This window comes from Streptomyces sp. NPDC104761 (assembly GCF_055583445.1).
In genome coordinates this window covers 24,713-44,160 of sequence record NZ_JBVJNZ010000010.1, presented here as the reverse complement: position 1 = coordinate 44,160, position 19,448 = coordinate 24,713, and the positions used below count along the sequence as shown (strand labels likewise).

The 19,448-nt window shown below is 72.7% G+C and carries 18 protein-coding genes; 7 read left to right on the top strand and 11 right to left on the bottom strand.

The genetic code is table 11. From position 1 onward, the window contains the following. The 8 genes from ACZ63F_RS25970 to ACZ63F_RS25935 form a co-directional block, all read right to left on the bottom strand. A partial coding sequence (locus ACZ63F_RS25970) for an adenosine deaminase (protein ID WP_469714544.1) occupies positions 1–1,277 on the bottom strand: 1,277 nt, incomplete at its 3' end. 225 nt (positions 1,278–1,502) lie between these two features. Further along, positions 1,503–2,336 (bottom strand): class I SAM-dependent methyltransferase, encoded by an 834-nt coding sequence (locus tag ACZ63F_RS25965; protein ID WP_469714067.1) that lies wholly within the window; start codon positions 2,334–2,336, stop codon positions 1,503–1,505. A 109-nt stretch (positions 2,337–2,445) separates the two neighbouring features. Then, positions 2,446–3,636 carry a permease gene (locus ACZ63F_RS25960; protein WP_469714066.1) on the bottom strand — a complete coding sequence of 397 codons (1,191 nt, stop codon included), beginning with the start codon at positions 3,634–3,636 and terminating at the stop codon, positions 2,446–2,448. Positions 3,637–3,726: 90 nt separating this feature from the next. Then, on the bottom strand, positions 3,727–4,386 hold the full coding sequence (locus tag ACZ63F_RS25955) for a zinc ribbon domain-containing protein (protein WP_388718581.1): 660 nt from the start codon (positions 4,384–4,386) through the stop codon (positions 3,727–3,729). A gap of 162 nt (positions 4,387–4,548) precedes the next feature. Next, entirely contained in the window at positions 4,549–5,904 is a 1,356-nt protein-coding gene (locus ACZ63F_RS25950) for a beta-1,3-glucanase family protein (RefSeq protein WP_469714064.1), read from the bottom strand. Positions 5,905–6,180: 276 nt separating this feature from the next. Beyond that, positions 6,181–6,939, bottom strand: coding sequence for a DUF2182 domain-containing protein (locus tag ACZ63F_RS25945; protein ID WP_469714062.1), 759 nt, complete (start codon positions 6,937–6,939; stop codon positions 6,181–6,183). Beyond that, a complete protein-coding gene (locus ACZ63F_RS25940; protein ID WP_469714060.1) occupies positions 6,936–7,550 on the bottom strand; it encodes a DUF1326 domain-containing protein in 615 nt (204 codons plus the stop codon). Before ACZ63F_RS25940 ends, ACZ63F_RS25945 begins: the two co-directional genes overlap by 4 nt. A gap of 142 nt (positions 7,551–7,692) precedes the next feature. Beyond that, on the bottom strand, positions 7,693–8,523 hold the full coding sequence (locus ACZ63F_RS25935; RefSeq protein ID WP_469714058.1) for an ANTAR domain-containing protein: 831 nt from the start codon (positions 8,521–8,523) through the stop codon (positions 7,693–7,695). Between the two features lie 311 nt (positions 8,524–8,834). On the opposite strand from ACZ63F_RS25935, the gene ACZ63F_RS25930 reads away from it, so the two are divergent. Further along, positions 8,835–10,022 (top strand): acyltransferase family protein, encoded by a 1,188-nt coding sequence (locus tag ACZ63F_RS25930; protein WP_469714056.1) that lies wholly within the window; start codon positions 8,835–8,837, stop codon positions 10,020–10,022. A 79-nt stretch (positions 10,023–10,101) separates the two neighbouring features. Here ACZ63F_RS25930 and ACZ63F_RS25925 read toward each other — a convergent pair whose 3' ends face one another. Next, positions 10,102–11,346 carry a serine/threonine-protein kinase gene (locus tag ACZ63F_RS25925; protein WP_469714542.1) on the bottom strand — a complete coding sequence of 415 codons (1,245 nt, stop codon included), beginning with the start codon at positions 11,344–11,346 and terminating at the stop codon, positions 10,102–10,104. A 268-nt stretch (positions 11,347–11,614) separates the two neighbouring features. Between ACZ63F_RS25925 and ACZ63F_RS25920 the strand changes: the two genes are divergently transcribed. From ACZ63F_RS25920 to ACZ63F_RS25905, 4 genes are all read left to right on the top strand, one after another. Further along, positions 11,615–12,199 carry a TerD family protein gene (locus tag ACZ63F_RS25920; protein ID WP_469714054.1) on the top strand — a complete coding sequence of 195 codons (585 nt, stop codon included), beginning with the start codon at positions 11,615–11,617 and terminating at the stop codon, positions 12,197–12,199. A gap of 278 nt (positions 12,200–12,477) precedes the next feature. Beyond that, entirely contained in the window at positions 12,478–12,753 is a 276-nt protein-coding gene (locus ACZ63F_RS25915; protein WP_351956449.1) for a hypothetical protein, read from the top strand. A 147-nt stretch (positions 12,754–12,900) separates the two neighbouring features. Next, positions 12,901–13,098: a hypothetical protein gene (locus tag ACZ63F_RS25910; RefSeq protein ID WP_093500201.1), complete on the top strand. Its 198-nt coding sequence runs from the start codon at positions 12,901–12,903 to the stop codon at positions 13,096–13,098. A 409-nt stretch (positions 13,099–13,507) separates the two neighbouring features. Next, on the top strand, positions 13,508–14,980 hold the full coding sequence (locus ACZ63F_RS25905; protein WP_469714051.1) for a sialidase family protein: 1,473 nt from the start codon (positions 13,508–13,510) through the stop codon (positions 14,978–14,980). 101 nt (positions 14,981–15,081) lie between these two features. Here the strand turns inward: ACZ63F_RS25905 and ACZ63F_RS25900 are convergent, their stop codons facing one another. Together ACZ63F_RS25900 and ACZ63F_RS25895 are read right to left on the bottom strand one after the other, a co-directional pair. Then, on the bottom strand, positions 15,082–15,294 hold the full coding sequence (locus ACZ63F_RS25900; protein ID WP_469714049.1) for a hypothetical protein: 213 nt from the start codon (positions 15,292–15,294) through the stop codon (positions 15,082–15,084). Positions 15,295–15,462: 168 nt separating this feature from the next. Continuing rightward, positions 15,463–16,521 (bottom strand): PucR family transcriptional regulator, encoded by a 1,059-nt coding sequence (locus ACZ63F_RS25895; RefSeq protein WP_469714047.1) that lies wholly within the window; start codon positions 16,519–16,521, stop codon positions 15,463–15,465. Between the two features lie 243 nt (positions 16,522–16,764). Between ACZ63F_RS25895 and ACZ63F_RS25890 the strand changes: the two genes are divergently transcribed. Both ACZ63F_RS25890 and ACZ63F_RS25885 read left to right on the top strand, forming a co-directional pair. Next, on the top strand, positions 16,765–17,205 hold the full coding sequence (locus ACZ63F_RS25890; protein WP_469714045.1) for a hypothetical protein: 441 nt from the start codon (positions 16,765–16,767) through the stop codon (positions 17,203–17,205). Between the two features lie 109 nt (positions 17,206–17,314). Further along, on the top strand, positions 17,315–19,372 hold the full coding sequence (locus ACZ63F_RS25885; protein ID WP_469714540.1) for a flotillin family protein: 2,058 nt from the start codon (positions 17,315–17,317) through the stop codon (positions 19,370–19,372). Positions 19,373–19,448: the final 76 nt, after the last annotated feature.

Genomic DNA, 19,448 nt, shown 5'->3' with positions numbered 1-19,448 from the left:
TTGGTGTGTGTGGTCTGGTGGGTGTGGGTGTGGTCGAGCGAAACAGCTGCCGTCCCTCGTCCCGTGTGGGGGGTTGGGCGGGCCGCCGCCCCCCCCCCCACGCCGAGGATCTGGGCGTTGCTGGTGAAGGGCACCTCGACGGCGGTCTGCCGGGCGGCCATGGTGCGGGCCGTCCGCTGCCAGTCGTCCTCGTGGCGGAGGTCGACGCCGTGGCCGACGCGCTCGGTGCCGGCGATGTCCACGGCCTCCCGGATGTGGAACCGCAGGTCCTCGGGATCGACCAGGCCGGGCCGCAACTCGCCGGCGTGCAGGGTGACATGGGCGCCCGGGTAGACCGTGTGCAGGAACCGCACCATGCGCATCTGCACGGTGTAGTCGGCGAGGGCGACGGACCCGTCCTCGGGCTGGACGAGGTTGACGGCGAGGAAGCGGGGGTCGGTCTCGGCGAGCCGCATGCCGAGGGCCAGCTCGGTGAAGACGCGTTCGCGGGACTCGCCGCGGAAGGCCTGGTAGACGTAGCGCACGGTGAGCCGGCAGCCGGGGCGGGGCCGGTCGGTGCCGCAGCGGGCCTCGGTCCGGAACCCGGCCTCCGCGTCGTCCGTCGCCCGGCGGGCCTCGGCGGCCACCTGGTCGAGCCGGCCGCCCGCCGCCAGCCGCGCGTACATCTCGGGGAGGTCGGGGTCCCAGCCGACCTCGTCGGCCAGCTGCTCGGCGCGGTCGGAGGCCGGGTTGACCATGGTCTCCAGATAGAACTGGTGCTGCGCCGCCACCGAGTCGGCGACCTCGGCGAGCACCTTGTCCGGGTGCAGCGCGGGCACCAGCCCGAACTTGTCGAACGTGGCGAAGAAGTGGTCGTGGCCGCTCCGGTCCGGCGGGAAGTCGTCCATGGACCAGGCCCGCAGGATCGCCTCGCGGAAGTCACGGTCCGCGCGGGCGTCGGCCGCGGGCCGGGTGCCGGGGCCGCAGGGCGGTACGACGGCGGTCAGCGTCGCCGTGACGACGCACAGGCCGTCCCCGGCGGCGAGCGCGATCAGGTACTCGGTCCTGACCGCGCCGAAGAGGTGGTTGTGCAGGTCGCCGCCCTTGGGCAGCTTCAGGAAGAACCTGCGCAGGGCCCGGGAGCGGTCCTGGCCCGCCGTCCGCAGCGATGCCAGGTAGGCGTTTGTGCGGGCCTCGGCATCCGTCGGCGGGCGTGGGACGGCTCCGGGGCGGGGGAGCGCGGCCGCGGAGGGTGCGGCCGGCAGGCAGGCCAGCAGGGAGCAGCAGAGCAGGAGCAGGGCCGCCGCGAGCGCGCGGGCGGGGGTGCGGGCGAGGCTCCGGTGCGGGGCGGCGGCTGCGACGGCGGGCGCCGTGCGGCGTGGGTGGCCGGCGGTGCGAGCGCCGTCGTAGGTCGTCACGGACCGATGATCATCAAGTCGGCCCGGTCACGGCCGGACAGCCACGCGGCACGCACCGCAGAGCCACCCGAGCGGGCGCAGCGCCTGCGGGGGCCGCCGGTACGGTCAGGCACCGGCCGGCGGGCGGTCCGCCGTGACGACGTAGTAGTCCAGCAGGCCGTCGCGGTAGGCAGGCAGGAAGTTGCGCGGCCACTGCACGGGCAGCTCCACGCCGGCGAGGAACCGGTCCAGGCCCGGCCAGACCTGGTCGCCGATCGACTCGGCCCGTACGCCGGTCAGGCCCGCGCCGCCGAGGGCGTCGAGGAGGGACGTGAGGGGGTGGGCCACGTCGAGACCGGACGCGAAGCTCTCCAGCCGCGCGGCCAGTTCGCCGCCCGCGTCCTCGGCGCCGGCCGGCAGGAAGAAACTGGTGACGGCCAGCCGCCCGCCGGGCCGCAGCACGCGCGCGGCCTCCCGGGCGAACGCAGCCAGGTCGCGGAAGTGCTGGGCGGCCTCCACCGAGTACAGCCGGTCGAAGCGGCCGTCCTCGAACGGCATCCGCTCCGCCGCCCCGTGCGCGAAACCGAGCCGCTCCGGCGCCCGGGCGAGCAGGCCTGCGTTGGCCCGGCGGGCCCGGGCCAGTTGCTCGGGGTGGATGTCGAGGCCGGTCACGGCGGCGAAGCCGAACTCCTCCAGCGCGAGCGCGGCGCCTACCCCCAGCCCGCAGCCGACCTCGACGGCACGGGTGTCCGCCCCGTCGAGGGCGCCGAACACGAGCCGGTAGAGGTCGCGCTGGCTGCGGACCCGGTCCTCGGCGGTCAGCGGCCGGTCAAGCGGGATCCCGGCCCAGTGGCCGAAGTTGATGAACCCGCCCGCGAACGCCGGTGCGGAGCTGAGGTCCTGCGGCCCGTAGACGGCACGCACGGCGGGCGCGACCGCGAGGTCGTGGCTGGGGTCCACGTGATCTCCTTCTCCACGGTCGCGTTCTCCACGGTCGCGTTGTCCACGGTTGCGTTGTCCACGATCGCGTTCTCCAAGACCGCGTTCTCCACGGTTGCGTTCTCCACGGTCACGGATGGTGCTCGCCGTGCGGATGCCCGTGCCCCTCCTGATGCTGCCCGCCGTGTCCGTCCGGCGAACCGCCCATCATCCGCAGCATCGCCCGGCCGCCGGTGCGCAGGAACCGTACGACCAGCGCGGCGGCCAGCAGCAGGAAGGCGATGTTGAGGTATGTGGTGTAGTTCCAGCTGATCCCTTCGTCGGGGATCTTCGCGTCGGCCTGGTCGGGGACCAGCCCGAGGCCCCCGAAGACGAACTCCACGACGTAGCCGGCCACCACGATCGAGGCGCAGAAGGTGCCCAGCAGGAAGGCGGCGGTGCGGGCGCCGTAGTACTTCCGGTAGATGTTGAGGATCGGGAGGATCAGCAGGTCGGCGTAGATGAAGGCGATGACGCCGCCGAAACTGATGCCGCCCTTCCAGAGCACCACGGCCAGCGGCACGTTGCCGATGGAGCAGACGAACGACACGATGGCCACCACAGGACCGATCAGCGGCCCGGTCAGCTTCGCCGCGAGCGGATGGCCGGCCAGGAAGAAGCCCTGCCAGAAGTCGTCCGGCACCCAGGCGGCGATCGCCCCGGCGATCAGCAGCCCCGCCACGAGGTCGCGCAGGATCGCCGCCCACTCCATGACGAAGATGTGCGAGACGGACGTGAACCCGTCCCGGGACAGCAGCCGCCGGACGAAACCGCCCTCGCCGCCCACGGACATGTCCATCGCCGCGTGCCCCTCCATCGAGCCCGCCAGGCCGCGCTCGGCCTGCTCCCGCGCCTGGCGCAGCAGCCGCTCGCGCAGCAGCACGCGGAAGAGCACGGCGACGACGACGATCATGACCGGGCCGCCGACGAACTCCGCCGCGGTGAACTGCCACCCCATCAGCAGGGCCAGGATCACGCCCAGTTCGATCACGAGGTTGGTGGAGGCGATCTCGAAGGCCATGGCCGCGGTGAAGTTCGCGCCCTTGCGGAACAGCGAGCGGGCGAGCGCGACGGCGGCGTAGGAGCAGGACGAGGAGGCGGCGCCGAATCCCGCGGCGAGCGCGAGCGTACGGGGCCGGTCGTCCCCGAGTATCCGTACCACCGTCTCCCGGCGCACCACCGCCTGCACCACCGCGGAGAGCGTGAAACCGAGGATCAGTGCCCAGGTGATCTCCCAGGTCATCGACCCGGCGATGGAGAGCGCGTGCCCCACCGCATGCATGGTGTCCGCCCTTCGCAGCCGATCACGACCATCCGTTTATATACCCCCAGAGGGTATGGGGCCAGTGGTGCCACGGCACGGCGTGGTGCGCTACCTGCGTGAGCCGCACCCCGGGCAGAAGGCCGCCCCGTCCGGCACCACCGCGGAACAGGACGAGCACCGCTCGGACTGCGCCAGCCGGTAGCCGCAGCCCGAGCAGAAGGCGGCGCCGTGCGTCTCGGTGCGGCACTGCGGGCAGACCAACTGGCGTTGCGTGCTGGGGTCGTAGCCCTGCCCGGCCTGCTGTCCGGCCGCGTACGCGCGCTGCGAGGCCATGTCGTTGAGGCCGCGCTGCTGGGCCGCCATCGCCTCGGCGGCCGTGTCCGGGGCGCAGCGCAGGCACAGGCCCTGGGCCGCGTTCCAGCAGCGGCCGCACACGTAGTCGGTGCAGCGGGCGCAGCGGTTGAAGTGGCCCTGCGCGTTGTCGATCGCCCGCTGGAACGCCTCGTCGCGGGAGCGTCCGTAGCCGGCCCCCGCCAGCCCGTCGGCCGCCGACGTCAGGCCGGTGCCGGTGCGTCCCAGCATGCCCCAGGCCACGTCGACTCCCTTGCGCAGCCAGGTGGCGGCCCGTTCCCCGGCGTACGGCTCGAACGGTGAGCGCCAGGTGTCGTAACAGCGCGAGCAGGAGAACTCGAACTGGAAGCCGGCGCCGGTCCCGTTCCGCTCGCACAGGTCCCGGTAGTTGTTGCTGAAGTAGATCTCGGCGCTCATGTGGTCCCCCCACAGGTCAGGCCATCGGCACACATGCCGTACGACGCAGGGGAAACGGTACTGGTTCTGGCCAAAGCCGCCGAGTTCAGGCCATGGCCAGAGCTGTGGCCCGGGACGGCTGCCCCGGGCCACAGCTCTGCTCTGCGGCACTGGTCGGACCGGCTACCAGCCGACCGCCACCAGCAGCCACTGGGGGTTGGCGTGCGAGATGAAGGAGGACTGGCCCGCCACGTCGTCGTAGGGGAAGCCGTAGGCGAGGTGGTTGATGGCGTTGTCGTGCCAGAACTTGGCGTAGTAGTTGGCCGGTGCCGCCGTGTAGAACTGGGCCGGGTCGGACTGCTGGGAGGCCGGCAGGGTGGCGACGTGCCGGTTGAGGGCGGCGCACGTGTTCGGGTCGGAGGCCAGGGACGCCGCGCAGCCGAAGATGTCGGAGGTGGCCGCGGTCACGCCCACCGACTGGGCGTACGAGGTGAAGTAGTTCGCGTTGGCGCCGCCCGCGCGGAAGCTCGGGTCGCTGCCCGGCGCGATGATCCGGTACGGGGCCTGGGTCTGGGCCAGCACGTCGAACTGGGACGGCACGGCGTCGATGAACCGCTGGAACGTGGTGGCGCGGTCCTCGGCGAAGGTCTGCCGGTTCTCGCCCACCTCGACGTCGTAACCGTCCTTGCTGTGCAGCCGCATGGCCAGCTTCAGGCCGAAGGCGTCGACGCGGGTGGTGTTGCCGTTGAAGACGTTGTTGCCGACCGTGAACTCGATGAAGTCGTAGTAGGAACTGGTGGGCGAGCCCAGGTAGAAGTACATGCGGCCCGCGGAGTTGGCCGGCATGTCGAGGTAGGGCTGCTCGGCGATGGAGTGCGTCTGGCCGTTGAAGCTCCAGTACACCTGGCTGTCGGGGTACTTGCCGTTGGTGCGGTTGAGGATCTTCACCTCGACGGCGTTGTTCGCCGCGGGGATGTCGCTGGTGCTGCCCCAGAAGTCGTCCGGCGGGGTGGTGGACCCGGGGCCGTAGACCTGGAACTCCCACAGGGAGTAGCCGTACGGGGTGCCCCGCACGGTGCCGTAGAGGCGGACGTAGCGGCCGCTGCCGGTGACGGCCAGGTTCTGGGTGCCGCCGGTGGCGGTGCTGGTCGAGTAGACGGTGGTCCAGGTGGTGGCGTCGGTGGAGGTCTGGATCTGGAAGGCCTTCGCGTAGGCGGCCTCCCAGTTCAGGGTGACGCTGCTGAGCTGCTGGACGGAGCCGAGGTCGACCTGGAGCCACTGGGGGTCGGCGAAGGCCGAGGACCAGCGGGTGCCGGTGTTGCCGTCGACCGCCGCGCTCGCGGGGAAGGACGCGTTCTCGGTCGAGGAGGCGGTGGCCGGCCTGCCCTGGGACAGCAACTGGTCGGCCGCGTGCGCGGGCGAGGGGGCGAGGACCGCGAGGAAGGCGGCGATCAGCGTGACGACAAGGCCCAGAGCCAGGCGTGGGCGTAAGGCGACGGCCGGTGGTCTGCGGGTGGGTGCGCCGGCGGAACTCTGCATGCGAAGTCTCCTCAGGCCGGTTCGGCGTGCGGGGGGATGGAGCAACGGCAGATGTGAGAGCGCTCCCTCGGGTTGTAGACCCGCACCTGCCCGCCGTCAACAACTGAAGCCGAAATCAATCGTGTTGCCGCCCCGTGGACCCCACACCGCTGATCCCGGCCCCGGTGCCGCGCACCCGCCGTCCTTCGCATTCGGTTCCCGACCACGCCGGCCGCCCGGACCCGGACCGCCCCTACAACCCTTGACGCATCCGGTACGGACCTTTCCGCACGGTCCTCACATGCCTGCCATGCCACCGCCGGTGAGCCCGGGAGCCAGCTCCGGGAACCAGAAGACGGCGACGGCCAGGACCATCGAGGCGATCCCCACGAGACGGGCGATCAGGTGGCCGGCCGGAGCCAGCTTCTCGGCCGTGATCACGGCGGTCAGGACCACCATGGCCCACAGGTTCATCACCCCGAACGCCGCCAGCAGCACCATCAGCGACCAGCAGCAGCCCAGGCAGAAGCCTCCGTGGTGGACTCCGGCACGCAGATCACGGGAGCGCCTGGGGTACGAGGCGTAGCGCAGCAGTTGCCCGACCGGCGAGCGGCACTTCGCCAGGCAGCGGTCCTTGAGGGGGGTGAGCTGGTAGACGCCGCCGACGAAGAAGACGGCCGCGGCGACCGCGGTACCCGTCGCGGCGGGCAGGCCTCCCGCCCGGCCCAGGCCCGCGGCCAGGGCGTACGCCGGCAGGCCGGCCGCGGCCCAGACGAGCAGGTAGGCGGCCGTGAAAACGATCATCCGCGGCATCCGGTGCGCGGTGATGGTGCGCGTGTACAGCGCGGCGACGGGCGCCGTGCCGGGCAGCATCATCGCGGCCGTCATCAGGGTCCACACGGCCAGGAAGGCGGCCAGGCCCAGGCCCATCGTGCCCGGCATCGCCGGCATGCCGCTCCAGCGCGTCAGCATCCAGACCCAGGCGGCGGCCGCCACGGCCAGCAGGAGTCCGGCGGGGGCCGCCCCGCCGCGGACGGTGACCGGCCGACCGGTCACGCGGACCACGCGAAGGGCGCCGAGTGCCCGTTGCCACCCGAGAAGTCCCAGGACCGGCCGTACACGCCACCGCCCCTCGCCCGCGAGGAGCGCGCGATGGCCAGCGTGCTGTTCGCGGGGTGGAACATGCCGGTCAGGTGCATGACCGGGCCGTCCGCGCCGAACTGCGGGGCGACCTGGTCCTCGATCTCGACGTCGATGACGTCGCCCACCCGTGCGGCGTGGTGGCGGCCGTCGTCGCGGTACTCGATGGGAACCCGCTCCACGCCGAGCACCTTGCCGATGAGCGGCGTGAGCGCCGCCATCGGCCCGCCGGCCTCACCGCAGAAGACCCTGCCCAGGGCCTCCGCCTGGCTGTCGTCGGCCGAGGCGTCGAGATACACGGCCACCTTCCAGCCGCCGTCGGCCATCACCCGGGGGGCGTCGACGAAGACGGCGACGTTGCGGTCGGAGACGTCCACGCCGTCCACGTTCCCGCTGTCCACGTGGAACGCGAAGGTCACCTGGCAGCGCTCGTGGTCGGCCGGCGCGGTCAGACCCGAGGTGGTGCAGGGGCAGACCACGTCGCAGTTGCAACTCTCCAGGTAGGTGCCGTTCAGGTTCCAGGGCATGGCTCCACCTCCCCTTCCGCGAAGGGAACGCCGCTGGAGGGCCCGTTCTGTCCGGTACCGCTCTCCTCCTCAGGCTATTCCGAGGGCCCCTGTCGCGCAGATCAGCGGTCGGCGCCGGTGGGTCGATGGGCGCCGTCGGGCGTCAGCGGGTGGCGGTGGTGTGGAGGTGGTTCAGGGCGGAGATCACCGTGGTGTTGCGGTGCCAGACCAGCCAGCGGCCGACCTGCCTGCCGAGCTGGTCGAGCGCCGCCGACCGGGCGGCGGTGAGGGGCTGCAGGGGCCGGTCGTGGTGGGAGGAGATCATGCCGATGACGGTGCCTCTCGGGCTGAGCAGCGGGGCGCTGTGGCAGGCGCGGCTGCCTGTCTGCAGGATCGCCCGGCGGGAGTCCTCGTCGAAGGCGTCGGAGGCGGCGACGTCCTCGACGGTGACCTGCCGGCTCTGCTCCGCGGCCTGCGCGCAGGAGGTGGTGGAGGCGTCGACGAAGGTGAAGTAGTCGGTGAAGAGCCCGTTCAGCCCGGTGTGGTGCTCCATGCGGAGCATGCCGTTCTGCACCAGCTGCACGTTGCCCATCTCGGCACCGGTGATGTGCAGGGTGCGCTGCAGGGCGGTCTTGAGGACGGCACCGTCGTCGGCCAGCCGCCGCCCGTCGGCGCGCAGGACGGGCAGCGGCGGAGCGGCCGGGCGCGGCCTGCCCGGGACCCAGCTGGGGTCGCCGGGCCGGGGGGCGGGCAGGTGCACGGCCGTCTCGGCGAGGGTGTGCAGCTTGACGTTGAACCGCTGGGAGGCGCTGCGCAGCAGGTCGAACGCCTCCTGCTCCGAGGAGAGCCGGTACGAGGAGACGAGGAGCCGCTCGGCCCGCGCGACACCGGCACGCGCCAGCTTCCTGTTCCGCGCGTCGATCGCCTGCTGCTCGGCGTCCTGGGGCCCGCCTTCTCCCGGACGCGGCCCGGGCGCACCGGAATTCTCGTTCATGTACCCCGCTCCTGATCCGACCTGACCCCTGCGCCCAGCACGTCTTCCCGCGTTCACCGCGGTCATGTCCGTCTGTGGCGCACGCCATCCCGCGACGTGCTGCGGCACCTTCCCCGCGGGGTGGCGCAGGTGTCCCTTCGGCGCCGCCTCGCCGGACTTCACGCAGGCGCCGGCGGTGCTGCCCACGGCGATGACCGGGTCTTCACCCGCGCTGCGGTACGCGGGTTGCTCGACGTGGGGTGCGTCACGCGACCGGGGAGGGGCGGGCCGGATCCGTGTGATTCGGCGGCGCGCGGGCAGACGCAGCCGTCATGAGCACTCTCTGTCGGAGCACGACCACCGAGGCCACGGAGCCGGTCCAGGGCGGGCGGGGCTTCTCGTCGGCGCTGCACGGTGGTGGTGGGCGGGTGGCGGGCCTGGACGGACTGCGGACCGTCGCGGTGGTGCTGGTGATCGTGTACCACGTGCTGCCCGACCCGTTGCCCGGCGGCTCGGTGGGCGTGGACGTGTTCTTCACGATCAGCGGTTTCGTCATCACCCGGCTGCTGGTCGCGGAGTACGCCCGTACCGGCCGCATCGGGCTGTGGTCGTTCTACCGGCGGCGGTGGCTGCGCCTGATGCCGGCCCTGCTGGTGATGTGCGCGGTCACCGCCGTGCTGGCCGTGGCCTTCGCACAGCCGTTGTTCCGCGGGGTGTGGGTGGCGGTCGCGCTCGCCGCGGGGTCGGCGGTCAATCTCGTACGGGCCGGCGAGCCCGGGGCGTACTCGGGTCTCACCGCACCGTTCGGCCACACCTGGTCCCTGGGAGTGGAGGAGCAGTTCTACCTGGCCTGGCCGCTGCTGCTGCTGGTTCTGCTGCGGCGCGGGCGCGCCCGGGTGGTGCTGTGCTGGGTGGCGGTGCTCTGCGTCCTGCCGGTGATCTGGCGGACGGTGCTCTGGGATCCCACGGCGGCGCACCGCATCTACAACGGGCCCGACACCCGCGCCGACCAACTGCTCGTCGGTGCCCTGCTGGCCCTCGTGCTGGCCCGGCTGCGTGCCGACGACCCGCGCCTGGCGGTGCTGCGCCGGTGGGCGGGACGGCTGTGCTGGCCCGCGCTCGCGCTGCTGGCGCTGATCGTCTGGCAGATCCCGATCACCGGGCCGAGCGGATGGAACCCCCTCTGGTACACGGCCGGCTTCCTGGCCGCCGCCGTGCTGTCGGCCTGCGTGGTGGCCGCGCTGGAACTGTGCCCGCGGTCATGGCCCTCCCGGCTGCTGTCGCTGGCGGTGCCGGCCTGGGTCGGGCGCAACCTCAGCTACGGGATGTACCTGTGGCACTACCCCCTCGTCCGGCTGCTCTCCGACCTCGGTGTGCGCGGCGGCCGGCTGCTCTTCGCGGGCCTCACGGTGACGCTCCTCGCGGCCCTCGCCTCGTACGCCCTCATCGAACGGCCCCTGCTGCGACGCGGCCGGGTCCGCGCGCGCCGGCCGGAGCCGGCTGTCGTCGCGGCGGCCTGAGACGGCCCGGCCGCCTGCGCGCCGCTGCCGGGCCGCCGTGGCGGTGGTGAAGGCTCTCGACGCCTGCGGTGACGCGGGTTCAGTCCTTGCCGTCGCCTTGCTCGTTCTTCCCCTTCGGGGTGTCCGGCCGGCTGCCCGGGCCGTCGCTCTTGCCGGTGCGGGGCTCCGGGGCCGGGCTCGTGCCGTGCGTCCGGTCCGCCGGTGGGGTGTCGGCCGAGCTCTGGTCGGGGGAGAACCATGCGATGCCGAGCAGCAGGGCCCCGACGAAGATCACCACGGCGGCGAGGGCGCTCAGCGCCCTCGACCGGCGGCTGGAGAGGGCGCCGCCGCCTGTCCGCTGACGGCGCCGGGTCCGGTGGGCCGGAGCGGCGCCCGCGGCGGACGGGAAGGCATAGGTGGTGACGGAGCCGGGGCGTATGTCGGTCCGGGACCAGGTGCCGGGGAGCGCCGCAGGACTGCTCGGACGTGGCTCCGGTTCGCGGCGCGGTGCGGCCGCCGGGAGGGGTTCGGGGCGTCCTCTCCAGGAGCCCGCGGCGAACCATTCGGCCGTCCGGTGCGCCGTGGGACGGTCCTCGGGCCGCTTGGCGAGGAGACCGAGCAGGTAGTTCTCGAAGGCGGGCGGCAGCGCGACGCCCCTCTCGCGCGGCGGCACGGGGGGCGTGTCGAGGTGGTGGTGGAGGACGGCGATGGCGCTCTCGGCCTGGAACGGCACCCGTCCGGTGAGCAGTTGGTAGAGCACGCAGCCCAGCGAGTAGACGTCGGACGGTGGTCCGGCGGGTCGGCCCAGGGCGCGCTCGGGGGCGATGTACAGGCTGGTCCCGACGATCTGACCGGTCGCGGTGAGCCCGCCGGCCGGGTCGTCCATGAAGCGGGCGATGCCGAAGTCGCCGATCTTCACAGATCCGACGGCGTCGAGCAGAAGGTTGCCGGGTTTGATGTCCCGGTGCACGATGCCCTGTTCGTGGGCGACGGCCAGCCCGGCGGCCGCCTGGGCGGCGATACGGGCGACCTCCTCGGCCGGCAGGGAGCCGGCCTGCGCGAGCACGCGTTGCAGACTGTCGCCCTCGACCAGCTCCATCACCAGGAACAGACGGCCGTCCTGCTCGCCGAAGTCGACGACGCCGACCACATGCGGGTGCCGGAGCCGGCCCGCGGTCTGGGCCTCCAGGCGGAAGCGGGCGGCGGCGGTGGGGTCGGTGTTCTGGGCGAGCAGGAGCTTGACCGCCACCGGTCTGCCGAGCATCTCGTCGTACGCCCGCCAGACCTCTCCCATCGCGCCTCGCCCGATGGCGGTCTCCAGCCGGTACCGGCCCGCTATCAGCACCTGTTGCTTCACCCTCACACCGCGAGACGACTCGACCGCTGTCGGCCATGTCCCTCTAGGGCAACGGGTGTTGGTGGGATGCCGCAGCTTCCTCACTCTACCGGCGTGCCGCGGCCTCCCTTGCTGGTTCCGCTGTCCGGCCGCACCGCGCCGGCGGCAATATGGGTGTGACTGTGTTCAAAGCGCGCTCACGGCCCCTCATGCGGAACCGCGAAGGTGCCGGGCACACTCTGCGTGTTGAAGTCCTTTTGCCACGAGAATGAGTCACATGATCACACTCACCAAGGAAGACGGCCCGGCCGACCTGGACGGGGTGACCCACCTGTCCATCGGCGTCTCATGGGACCCCACCGCCGGCAGCAGTGGCGGCGTACTGGGCAAGCTGCGCCGCCAGAGCGGCACCGACCTTGATCTGATCGCCATCGCCATGCAGGGCGGTGACCCGGTGCGCCTGGCGGGGCTCGACTCGCTCGACCCCATGGGCAACGGCTCGCTGGTCCACAGCGGCGACAACCAGACCGGACGCGGGGACGGCGACGACGAGACGGTGACCGTCGAGTTCGCCCGGATCCCGCCCAACATCACGTCGATCGTGTTCGTGGCCGCCGCCTACAAGAAGGGCAGTTCCTTCCAGAAGGCGCGCAACATCAGCTTCAAGGTCTACGACGCGACCGGTGGCAGCTCCCAGCAGGTCGCCGACATCTGGCCGAGCCTGCTCACCCAGGACAACGGGTGCGCCGTGGCCAAGGCACTGCGGGTCGGCAGCAGTTGGAAACTCGAGGTGATCAACGTGACGGGAAAGATCAAGCAGGGGGACGAACACGCCCTGATGCGTTTCGCCGTCAGCAAGTAGGACGTCTGGGCGCGCAGGGCTCGACGGTGCCCCCTCGGCCACCGCTCCGCCGCCCTGCCGCACAGCCCCGAACGCTGCCGCGCGCTGCGCGCACCCGCGATCACCCGGTGCGGCCGCCCCTCGGATACCCAGGACGGGCGGCGGAGAGGATGCGACGCTGGAGAGTGGAGAGTGCGGGGCCCGCGAGCGCAGGTCCGAGTGCGTGCCGGTCGGCCCCGGGCACAGTCGGCCCGCCAAAACCGGGACCGCGCGACCGAACCGGAAGGCAGGTGCATCCCATGCGCACGTCGACCCGTATCGCCGGTGCCCTCACGGGCCTGACCCTCGCCCTCGGAGGTGCGGTCCTCGCCGCTCCCGCGGCCCGCGCCGACATCCCCGCCTGCACGAAGATGGCCGAACTGGCGGGCGCCACCGCTTCCGACGCCGTCACGGCGGCCTGCGGCCGGGGCGTCGTCGGAGACCTGCAGAGCTGCGTGACCGGGCTGACCGGGGCCGGAGTGGCGGGCGGCGCCGCGACCGGTGCCTGCCGGGCGGCGGCCCACGAACCGCGTTAGACGACCGCGCACGACAACCGCCCGCCGGCCTCCGGCCCGCCTCGCGGGCCCCGTGCGGAGCGCCCATGCTGGGGGAGAGGGCGCCGTCGTCCTGGGACTTGTCCTTCCCGCAGGGCGAACGAAGGCGCCTGAGAGGAGGAGGAAGCCATGCGCATGCGGAGGATCCTGGGCCTCGTCCTGGCCGCGGCAACCCTTGTCGGCGTGAGCGCCGTCGGCGCCGGGGCCGCCTCGTCCCCGAACATCTCCAGGGACGACTGCACGGCCGCGGGCGGACAGGTCGTTGCACGCGCGTACGCCGGCTACGCCTGTCAGCTGCCTGACGGGACCACGCAGGCGATCACCTGACCCGTCGCGTCGCCGCACGCCTGGGCAACCGGTCCACCGCCGGGTGGACCGCCCCTTGAGCGCGCGCTCGCCGCCGCCGTCCTGAACAGACGCACGGGACGAGCAGCCCCGCCGGCCTCGACGACCGGCACCCGGCCCTCTCCGTGACCCCCGAGGAGACGGCGCCGTAACAGCACAGCCCGAGGAGCCGGCCGGCACGCTGCACCCGCCGGCCGGCTCCTCGGGCTGTGCTCCTCTGCGTCCCCGGGGACGACTCCGCCGTTCGGTCCATCAAGGGCACCGGCCGCAACGCCGATGAGGACCGGGCGGAGTCCGCCCCACCTGCGCGTTCCGGTATGCCTCCGCGCCCCCGGCCGCCCCGACGACGGCGGTCCCGTACGCCGGCCGACAGGCCCGGAGGAGATCCCGCATGCGCGTCTTCCTGCCCCTGACAGCCGTCACCGCCGCCGCACTCCTGCTCGGCACGGCCACCGGCGCGACTCCCGCGGCGGCCGTCCGGGACCCCGACGGCACACCACTGGTCAAGGTGTCCCAGGGCGACCCGTACGCGCGGTGCACCATCGGAGCGAGGTCCCCCGACAGCGTCGTCTACCCGGGCACCGAGGTCGAGCCGTACCTGTCCGTCGATCCGCGCGACCCCCGCCACGTGGTCACCGTGTTCCAGCAGGACCGCTGGAACGACGGCGGCGCCCGTGGCCTGGCGGCAGGCTGGTCCACGGACGGCCGCACCTTCCACCCGAGCACGCTGCCGTTCAGCCTGTGCGCCCCCGGCGGCGCGGACTACGAACGGGCCACCGACCCGTGGGTGAGCACCGGACCGGACGGCACGGTCTACGCCGGCGGGGAGGGCGTCGACTTCACGAAGAGCACGGGCACGGCCCTCCTGGCGGTCACGTCCCGCGACGGCGGCCGCACGTGGCAGAACCTCACCACCACGCACGTGGACGAGCAGCCGTTCTTCAACGACAAGCCCTCACTCACCGCCGACCCGATCCGCAAGGGCACCGCCTACCAGGTCTGGGACCGCCTGGACAACGACCCGCCCGGCCCCAGCTCCCTCGACGGTCCCGGCTACCTCTCCCTCACCCGGGACGGCGGCCGCACCTGGAGCAGGGCCCGGCGCTTCGTCGACACCAGCACCGTGCCCAACACCCAGACCATCGGCCACCAGATCGTCGCCGACCGGTGCACCGGCACGCTGTACGACTTCTTCGACCGGATCACCTACGCCGACGACCTGACCACCGTCGTCGAAGCCCGCTACGAGATGGTCACCTCGACCGACGCCGGAGAGACCTGGAGCGCCCCGGTCACCGTGGCCCGGGACACCTCCGTACCGGAGGTCGACCCCAACGACCCCGCCACACCACTGCGCGCCGGGTCCACCCTGCCGAGCCCGGCCGTCGACCCCGGGACGGGCACGCTGTACATGGCCTACGAGGGCGCGGACTTCGCCGGTGGGAAGGTCGACTCCGTCCAGCTCGTGCGGTCCACCGACGGCGGACGCACCTGGGGAGCCCCGGAGCTGATCAGCCCCGAGGGCGTTCCGGCCTTCTCACCCTCGATCGCGGTCGACGAGCGGGGCACCGTCGCGCTCACCTACTACGATCTGCGCTTCCTGGAGCCCGGCGACACGACCACCCTGCCCACCGCCTACCAACTGGCCACGCTGCGGCACGGAGACCCGAAGCTGCGGACCGAACGCCGGATCTCGCGGATCTTCGACTGGCTGCAGGCGCCGTTCGCCGGGGGCTCCTTCCTCGGCGACTACCAGGGCCTGGCGGCGGACGGCAAGGGCGTACGGGCGGTGCTCACCGAGGCCAACTCCGGCGCACCACAGAACCGTACGGACGTCTACACCGGAACGCTCCGCACCGACTGACCGACTGACCGACTGACCGACGCGGACGCCGGGCCGTACCGCGCGCGGGAGCGCTCGGCCGCCACGCCCGCGGGGCGTGGCGGCCGAGCGCCTTGTGGGGTTCAGTCGACCTGCTCCCCGTCGTGCGTGCCGCCCTTGCAGTAGTTGCCCGCCTCGTTGATCGCGGGCGTTCCGCCGCCCTGCTTGCACTGGGAAGGGGTGACGTACGACCGGGCGCCCTGGGGGGCGGCGGAGGCGGCTGCGGCGCCTGTGAGGCCGAGTCCGGCGAGGGCTGCCGTGGCGATGACGGCGGCGAGGATTCGTCGAATACGCATGTGGTTCCCCTTTCACGGATTGCCTCGGTCGGGGCACTAGCCAGCTTGATCTTCACCCATTCGGGTGGCACGCCATGTTCCGCCATTCGGGTGACAGCGCGACAAGGTCAACATCGCCCCAAGGGAACGTATGTTCTCAGCCAAGGCGACGAAGGTTGGTCAGCTCCGTCACAGAGCCGTCGCGGGCCAGTCCAGCAGCCGTGCCCCGATGACCGCCGTCTGGAGCATGTACCGGTGGAGCGGGTCGGCGGGGTTCGCCCCGGTGAGCTGGTGGATGCGTTCCAGGCGGTACGTCAGGGCGCGCACGCTCAGGGACAGACGGCGGGCCGCCTCGGTGGCCACGCAGCCGGAGTCGAAGTAGGCGGTGAGGGTCGCGAGGAGGGGTTCGGCGCCGCCACGGGCCGTGACGAGCGGGCCCAGGGTGCCCTGGACGAGGTCGGCCATGGCCTGCCGGTCGCGGGTGAGGACGGGATAGACCAGCAGGTCGGCGGCGCGCAGGACCGGTTCGTCGAGGCCGAGGCGCGCGGCCAGTTCGAGTGCGTTGAGCGCCTCCTCGTACGACTGGACGACCCCGCCGGGGCCGGGCTGCGGGCGGCCGATGGCGACCCGGCCGCCGTCGGTGGCGGCGTGGGCCTGTTTGGCGAAGTGCGTGAGGACGTCGGCCTGGTGGCCGGGCGCGATGCACAGCAGCCTGCCGTCCTTGGTGGTGAGCAGGACACTGCGGTCGCCGAACCGGGCGATGACGGCCTGTTCCACCTGTCTCGGCACCGGGTCGCCCTCGCCGTAGGGGGTGGCGCCCTGGGCGACGGCCACCGCGTGGGCGTGGGACAGCCGCAGGCCGAAGCGTTCGGCGCGTTCGGAGAGCCGGCCCAGATTGCTGCGGCCGTACAGGAGGTCGTCGATGAACTCCCGGCGGGCCGCCTCCTCCTGGCGTACGGCGAGCCGCTGGGCCCGCTCGAAGCCCTCCGCGAAGGCGTCGACGAGCTGCTGGACGGCGGCGAGCGCCTCGTCCGCGGAGCCGGCGGCGGCCGGCCAGGCGGTGCGGGCGGCCGTGAGGTGCGCGCTGACCAGGTCGCGCAGTCCGTGACCGGCCTCGGCGGCCTGTTCCCCCAGCGCGCGCCGGGAGGCGATCTCGTCCCGGGTGAGGCGCCGGCCGGTGGCGGAGACCTCGGTCAATATGCGGTCGTAGCCGTCGAGGTACCGCTCAGGTATGTGCCGGTCCGTCACGTCCTCCCCCGAAATCCTGACGCGCCGCTGACGGTTTCTTAGCGGGTCACCGGCACCCAGACCCTAATGAACACTGCCGGACCCCGGCAATGCGCGGGGCGGCTCCGGTCGTGGACCATGGCTCGTGGGGAGCACTGCGGACGGTTCCGGTGCCGGACACCGGCAGGTGCCCGCACCGGAACCCCTGATCCGGTCCGCGCTCCCGCGGACACGAGCGGCGCGGGCCGAGAGGGGGGGCGGGGCATGCGGACGTCTCTGGTGGCCGCCCCCGGCCTGCCCGGCTTCCTCCCGGCCACGGCCCTGGCGGCGGTGGTGTGCGTCCGGCTCCTGGCCCTGGCGCGGCCGACCGGCGCCGGCAGTTTTGACACGGACGTGGACCTGCGGGCATGGCGCATGGACAGGGTGCCCATGGCGGTCGCCCCCTCCCTGCCGACGGTGCTCGCCCGGCCCCTGAGCGTCCCGGCCGTGGTGGTGCTCACCGCCGTCGGGCCTCCGGGTCCCGTCGCCGGGCCGCTGCGTCCGGCCGCCCCCGCGGGAGCACTGCTGCTCGCCCGGACCGCCACCCGCCCGCTCGTACGGCCGGTGCACCGGCTCCTCCCGGCCGAACATGTCGGCCCTGTCGGCCCGGTCGGCCCGGACGAACCCGTGGCGCCGTCGCGTGCGCGGTGGGACCGCGCCGCCTGAGCCACGGCCCCGCCCGGTTCCCTTCCCCGGTCCCCGTCCCGACCGCCTTCTGCTCCGCGCCGCAACGTTCGAACTCCCTTACGCCTCAAGGACGTATGCCATGACTCCCATGACCGTGGGTATCGGCGTGCTCATCGCCGTCTGCCTGCTCGCCGTCGCCGTCGTCTCCCTGCTGTTCCGCAAGGTGGAGCAGGGCAAGGCGCTGATCGTCTCCAAGCTGCGCAGGGTCGACGTGACGTTCACCGGGCAGGTCGTGCTGCCGGTGCTGCACAAGGCCGAGATGATGGACATCTCGGTGAAGGCCATCGAGATCACCCGGGCCGGCCGGGACGGGCTGATCTGCCGCGACAACATCCGCGCGGACATCCGGATCTCGTTCTTCGTGAAGGTCAACAAGACCGCCCAGGACGTCGTCAAGGTCGCCCAGGCCGTCGGTACCGCGAGAGCCAGCGACCAGAAGACGCTCCAGGAACTGTTCCACGCGAAGTTCTCCGAGGCGCTGAAGACCGTCGGCAAGCAGCTCGACTTCACCGACCTCTACACCAAGCGCGAGGAACTCCGTTACAAGATCATCGAGTTGATCGGCGTCGACCTCAGCGGCTACCACCTGGAGGACGCGGCGATCGACTACCTGGAGCAGACACCGCTGTCCCAGCTCGACCCGGCGAACGTCCTGGACGCCCAGGGCATCCGGAAGATCACCGAGCTGACCGCCGTGGAGCACGTGCGCACCAACGAGGCCCAGCGCACCGAGGAGAAGGAGATCACCCGGCAGAACGTCGACGCCCGCGAGGCCATCCTGGAGCTGGAGCGCCGGCAGACGGACGCGGAGATCAAACAGAGGCGTGAGATCGAGACCTCGCGGGCCCGCGAGGAGGCCGAGACGGCGCGGGTGGTGGAGGAGGAGCGGCTGCGGTCGCAGGGCGCCTTCCTGAAGACCGAGGAATTGCTCGGCATCCAGCGCGAGAACCAGGCCCGCGAGGTCGCCGTCGCCGCGAAGAACCGCGAGCGGGTCATCGCCGTCGAGAACGAGCGCATCGAGAAGGACCGCCTCCTCGAGGTCATCGCGCGGGAGCGGGAGACCCAGCTGACCAGGATCGCCGCCGACAAGGAGGTCGAGGCGGAGAAGCGCGAGATCGCCGAGGTCGTCCGGGAGCGGGTGGCCGTGGACCGCACGGTCGCCGAGCAGGAGGAGGCCATCAAGAGGCTGCGGGCCGTCGAGGAGGCCGAGCGGGAGCGGCAGGCCGTCGTCATCGCCGCCGAGGCCGAGGCGCAGGAGAAGCTGGTCAAGGACATCAAGGCGGCGGAGGCCGGTGAGCAGGCCGCCGTGCACCGCGCCGCGCAGGAACTCACCCTCGCCGAGGCCCGGTTGAAGACCGCCGACCTGGACGCCCAGGCCAGGCTGCGGCTCGCCGAGGGCGTCCGGGCCGAGGCGGCCGCGGAGGGACTGGCCGCCGTGCAGGTCCGCGACAGGGAGGCCGAGGTCGTCGAGAAGGCCGGGCGGGCGGAGGCCGCCGCGTCCGAGGCACGGCTGCGGGCCGAGGCGGAGGGCGCCAGGGCGAAGGCGCTCGCCGAGGCGGAGGGCACCCGCGCCAAGGTGCTCGCCGAGGCCGAGGGCATCGGCGAGAAGCTGAAGGCGGAGGCCGCAGGCCTCACCGACAAGGCGGCGGCGATGGCCGCCCTGGACGACGCCTCCCGCGGCCACGAGGAGTACCGGCTGCGGCTGGCGGCCGAGAAGGACATCCGGCTCGCCGGGCTGGACGCGCAGCGGCAGATCGCCGAGGCGCAGGCCACGGTGCTCGCCACCGGACTGGAGAACGCCGACATCGACATCGTCGGCGGGGAGTCCGTCTTCTTCGACCGGCTCGTCTCGGCGATCTCGTTCGGGAAAAGCGTCGACGGTTTCGTCCAGAACTCCGGCACCGCCAAGGCGCTCGCCGGGCCCTGGCTGGACGGGTCCGCGAGTTTCGCCGACGACCTCGGCCGCGCCCTCGGCTCCGTCTCCGCGGCCGGCATCCGGGACCTGACCGTCTCCGCGCTGCTGACGAAGCTCATGACGTCGGGCGCCGCGAACCCCGGGCAGCTCCAGCAACTGCTGGACAGGGCGGGCGAGCTGGGTCTCGCCGACACCTCCCTCGCCGCCCTCAACGGCAGCGCCAGGGGCTGACCGGCCCGGGGGGGGGGGGGGGGGGGGAGGGGGGGGGGGGGGGGGGGGGGTGGGTGGGGGGGGGGGTGGGGGGGGT